Source organism: Micrococcus sp. HSID17227, assembly GCF_003989405.1.
GTDB classification, from domain to species: Bacteria; Actinomycetota; Actinomycetes; order Actinomycetales; family Micrococcaceae; genus Micrococcus; species Micrococcus luteus.
In genome coordinates, this window is record NZ_RBLN01000182.1 from 1 (window position 1) to 4,651 (window position 4,651).

Genomic DNA, 4,651 nt, shown 5'->3' on the forward strand with positions numbered 1-4,651 from the left:
TCGCCGACCGCGTCCGCAAGGACGCCGTCCTGCGCCACATGGCCGAGGCCCTGCGCGCCAACGCGGCCGCGATCATCACGGCCAACCGCGAGGACCGCAGCCGCGGCCGCGAGGCCGGCACCTCGGCGGCCATGCTGGACCGCCTCAAGCTGGACGAGGCGCGCGTCGAGGCGCTGGCCCTCGCCCTGGAGACCCTGGCCGGCCTGCCGGACCCCGTGGGCACCGTGGTCCGCGGCGGCCCGCTGCCCAACGGCGTGCGGATGAGCCAGGTGCGGGTGCCCCTGGGCGTCGTGGGCGCCGTGTACGAGGCCCGTCCGAACGTCACGGTGGACATCGCCGGCATCGCCCTGAAGTCGGGCAACGGCGTGATCCTGCGCGGCGGCTCGGCCGCGGAGTCCACCAATGCGGTCCTGATCCAGGTGCTGCGGGAGGCGCTCGTGGACCAGGGCTTCGACCCCAACATCATCCAGGGCATCGACGACCTCGGACGTCCCGGCGTCGCCGCCCTGATGGCCGCCCGTGGCGCGGTGGACGTCCTCGTCCCGCGCGGCGGCCGTGAGCTGATCCAGCGCGTGGTCCGTGAGGCCCGGGTGCCCGTGATCGAGACGGGTGAGGGCAACGTGCACCTGTACGTGGACGCCTCCGCACCCAAGCAGATGGCGGTGGACATCGTGCTCAACTCGAAGACCCACCGCACCTCCGTGTGCAATGCGGCCGAGACCCTGCTGCTCCACCGGGACGCGGAGGAGGTGGGCCGAGAAGTGCTGCGCGCCCTCACCCGTGCCGGCGTGCTGCTGCACGTGGACGAGGCCGCGCGGGCCTGGCTGCCCACGCTCGCCGACCGCGGCGACCACGCCCGGGACGCCGTGGACGCCACCGAGGAGGACTGGGGCACCGAGTACCTGGACATGGAGATGGCCGTGCGCGTCGTGGACTCCCTCGACCAGGCGATCGAGCACATCGGCCGGTGGTCCACGGGCCACACCGAGGCCATCGTCACGAACGACCTGGCCGCGGCCGAGCGGTTCATCACCGAGGTGGACGCCGCGGCCGTCATCGTGAACGCGTCCACGCGCTTCACCGACGGCGGCGAGCTCGGCCTCGGCGCCGAAGTGGGCATCTCCACCCAGAAGATGCACGCCCGCGGGCCCATGGGCCTGGAGGAGCTCACGACCACCAAGTGGATCCTGCGCGGCGACGGGCAGATCCGCCGCTGAGCCGGGCTACGATGGACACCAGGACCCCTTCGGCCCGGCCCCGGCCCGGCCGTCTGACCCGCTGCACCGAGGAGCATCCATGCTGAACACCTCCCTGATCCTGGCCGCCGCCGAGGAGGGCCACCACGTCGTCAACGAGCTGCCGATGGACCCCATCTGGTACGGCCTGCTCGTCTTCGCGCTGCTGATGGCCGCCCTGGCCGCCACCATGTCCATGCGCTCCCGCGCGCTGCGCCTGCCCGAGCCCACCACCGCGGTCCAGCACCACGGCACCGGCCGCGGCTCGCACACCTCCGGTCACTGACGTCTCACCGGCCCGCCGCGTCGCCGCCTCCGCCGGGGGCGACGCGGCGGGCCGTCCGTTCGTCTCCTGAGCGCATGACCGTCGCCTCCCGCACCCCCGTCCCCGCGCCCACCGCCGGGGGCGTGCGCCGTCGTCGCCTCGGCATCATGGGCGGCACCTTCGACCCGATCCACCACGGGCACCTCGTGGCCGCCTCTGAGGTGGCCGCCGAGTTCGCGCTGGACGAGGTCGTCTTCGTCCCCACGGGTCAGCCGTGGCAGAAGTCGGACCGGCAGGTCTCCCCGGCCGAGGACCGCTACCTCATGACCGTGGTGGCCACCGCCTCCAACCCCCGGTTCACCGTCTCCCGGGTGGACATCGACCGCCCCGGCGCCACCTACACCGTGGACACGCTGCGGGACCTGCGCCGCCTGCACCCGGACGCCGAGCTGTTCTTCATCACCGGCGCGGACGCCATGGGCCAGATCCTCACGTGGAAGGACGTGGACGAACTCTGGGGCCTGGCGCACTTCGTCGGTGTCACCCGTCCCGGCCACGACCTCTCGGACATGGGCCTGGGCGATGACGTGTCCCTGATGGAGATCCCCGCCATGGCGATCTCCTCCACGGACTGCCGGGAGCGCGTCCGCCGGGGCCGGCCCGTCTGGTATCTCGTCCCGGACGGCGTCGTCCAGTACATCGCCAAGCACCACCTCTACGTCTCGGAAGAGGAGACCTCGTGACCGTTCCCCAGACCACCCTGGACGCCCTCACCACCGCCGCGGCCGCCGCCGCGGACAAGCTCGGCACGCACATCGTCGCGTTCGACGTCGCCGAGCGGCTCGGCCTGACCGACGCCTTCCTGATCGCCTCCGGCGCCTCGGAGCGTCAGGTCAACGCGATCGTCGACGGCGTCGAGGAGGCGCTGCTGAAGGACGAGCAGCTCAAGCCGCTGCGTCGCGAGGGCCGGTCTGACGGCCACTGGGTGCTGCTCGACTACGGGCACTTCGTGGTGCACGTCCAGCATCGCGAGGACCGCGAGTTCTACGCGCTGGACCGCCTGTGGAAGGACACCCCGGCGATCGACCTCGGCCTGCCGGAGGAGAGCACCCGACCGGACGCGGCCGCCCAGGACGACGGCGCCTCCGCCTCGCACGCCTCCTGAGCGCGGTCGCGAGATGCGCCTGATCCTGCTGCGTCACGGCGAGACCGACTGGAACGCCCTGGACCGCTACCAGGGGCACACGGACATCGAGCTGAACGCCGAGGGGGAGCGCCAGGCGCGCCGCGCCGCCGGCGGCCCCGTGGGCGACCTGATCGAGGTCGCGGAGGAGCTCGTGGCCGTCTGCTCCCCGCTGGCCCGGGCGCGGCGCACGGCCGAGATCGTCCTCCAGGCCCGGGTGGGCGCGGCGTCCGTGGCCGTCGACCCGGAGCTGATGGAGCTGGCCGGGGGAGAGTGGGAGGGCCTGGAGCTCAGTGCCATCGCGGAACGCTGGCCGGACGAGCACCGCCTTTGGCGGGCCGAGCCGGCGCTCGACGCCGGCCCCGTGGGCGGGGAGACCCTGCGCGGGGGCGGCGAGCGGGCCCTGCGTGCGCTGCGCGGACACGTTCCCCCGCACTGGGCGGACACCCCGCGCGACGGTGGTGCCCACACCCTGCTCGTCGTGGCCCACGGTGCGCTGATCCGCGCGGCCACGGGGCTGCTCCTGCGTCACGAGGGCGAGGCCTTCGCGGCGATGGAACGGATCGGCAACGCCCGCGCCGCCGTGCTGCAGGGCGCGTTCACTGCCGACACCGGGGCCGAGGGCTGGGGCGATTGGACCCTCGAGGGTTACGGCATCTGAGGGCGCCCCGGCCTGGACGCCGATTTGGCGCCCGCACGGGGACCGTGTACGCTGGTCGAGTTGCCAGCGAGGCGAACGGGCCGGAAACGGCGCGTGAAGATCGCGGGTGGCGCCCACATCTGGGGGTATGGCGCAGTTGGTAGCGCGTCTGCATGGCATGCAGAAGGTCAGGGGTTCGAATCCCCTTACCTCCACAATTTCAGACGTACTAGAACACCTGACATCGGTGGAAGCCGGTGTTGGTGCGAGGGCGGCGAACGGCTCAGCGAGCTTGATCGTCGCCCTCTCGTCTTCGCTGATCTCGATGCCGTTGGTGAGCGCTTGGTTGGCCAGCCGCTTGCCTTGGTCGTCGGCGCGCGCGTACAGGGTCGCGCAGTCAACGAGCAGGCTGAGCGCGGTGCTGAGGTGCTTGCGTGAGCCCTCGTGCTGGTCGTGTTCGCTGGCGAGGCGGCGGTCGATGTCTGCAAGCCCGGCCCGGATGCGGTCTTGGTGCCGTTTGAGGGTGTCGAGGTCGATGGCGTCGGCGAAGTGTGCGGCGAGCAGCTTGTCGCTCTCGTTCTGGAGCCGCTTGCGGTTCTCGGTCAGGTCGGCCAGTTCCTGGGAGCGGGAGGCGAGCCGTTCATCGAACGCTGTCTCGACCTGAGCGGCGAGGGCGGCGTACTGCTCTTCGGTGATGGAGATGTCTCGGTAGCAGTCCGCGACCAGCTGCTCGGCGATACCGACCGGCACGGCCCGCCGGGTGCAGTTCTTCCGTTTGGAGGCCCGACCGGAGCACACGTAGTAGGCGTAGCGCACGCCTTGCTTGTTGGCGGGGTAGTCCAGTTGCATCCGTGACCCGCACTGGCCGCAGAACAGGGAGCCTTTCAGGTAGTGGTCGTGCGTGCGGCGGCGCTCGGCCGCGATCTTGCGGGAGTCGAGTAGACGTTGGACTTGCTGCCAGGTCTCGACATCGACCAGCGGTTCGTGGGTGCCGGACTGCTCGGCTCCCTTGTAGCGGACGATGCCGATGTAGTACGGGTTGCGCAGCATCGAGAAGAACGTGGAACGGCCCACCGGCCCGGACGGACGCTTCGGCGTGGGTACGGTGGTGAGTCCGCGCGCGGTGGCCTCGGCGAGCAGGCTGACAACGGTGTGCTCACCGGTCGCGTACTGCTCGAATACCCACCTCACCAGCGGGGCGGGGCGTGTCAGATGGTCTGTGTAAGCCGTACCGAGAGGAACGGTAAGAATCATGACCATGATCGACGAGAAGAACCCAGGCGAGCCCTCGGGCCAGGACCTGGTCGAGCAGCTGAAAGCCTCAGGGC

6 protein-coding genes, 1 tRNA gene and 1 pseudogene are annotated in these 4,651 nt (G+C 71.2%); 7 read left to right on the plus strand and 1 reads right to left on the minus strand.

Translation table 11 applies throughout. The features are described from left to right. From D8M29_RS08910 to D8M29_RS14215, 7 genes are all read left to right on the plus strand, one after another. On the plus strand, positions 1-1,217 hold a 1,217-nt coding region (locus D8M29_RS08910), incomplete at its 5' end, for a glutamate-5-semialdehyde dehydrogenase (protein ID WP_127445913.1). A gap of 79 nt (positions 1,218-1,296) precedes the next feature. Then, positions 1,297-1,521, plus strand: a complete 225-nt coding sequence (locus tag D8M29_RS08915) for a hypothetical protein (protein ID WP_036316935.1) — start codon at positions 1,297-1,299, stop codon at positions 1,519-1,521. Between the two features lie 74 nt (positions 1,522-1,595). Next, a complete protein-coding gene (gene nadD / locus D8M29_RS08920) occupies positions 1,596-2,243 on the plus strand; it encodes a nicotinate-nucleotide adenylyltransferase (RefSeq protein WP_127435414.1) in 648 nt (215 codons plus the stop codon). Next, entirely contained in the window at positions 2,240-2,665 is a 426-nt protein-coding gene (gene rsfS, locus D8M29_RS08925; RefSeq protein ID WP_002853902.1) for a ribosome silencing factor, read from the plus strand. Before nadD ends, rsfS begins: the two co-directional genes overlap by 4 nt. 13 nt (positions 2,666-2,678) lie before the next feature. After that, positions 2,679-3,344 carry a histidine phosphatase family protein gene (locus tag D8M29_RS08930; protein ID WP_123244144.1) on the plus strand — a complete coding sequence of 222 codons (666 nt, stop codon included), beginning with the start codon at positions 2,679-2,681 and terminating at the stop codon, positions 3,342-3,344. A gap of 121 nt (positions 3,345-3,465) precedes the next feature. Further along, a tRNA-Ala gene (locus D8M29_RS08935) sits at positions 3,466-3,538 on the plus strand. A gap of 229 nt (positions 3,539-3,767) precedes the next feature. Further along, positions 3,768-4,178, plus strand: coding sequence for a hypothetical protein (locus D8M29_RS14215; RefSeq protein WP_036341021.1), 411 nt, complete (start codon positions 3,768-3,770; stop codon positions 4,176-4,178). Here D8M29_RS14215 and D8M29_RS14530 read toward each other — a convergent pair. After that, positions 4,098-4,583, minus strand: a pseudogene (locus tag D8M29_RS14530) (recombinase family protein); the annotation flags it as partial. The gene D8M29_RS14215 and the pseudogene D8M29_RS14530 sit on opposite strands and share 81 nt — an antisense overlap. Positions 4,584-4,651 lie beyond the last annotated feature (68 nt).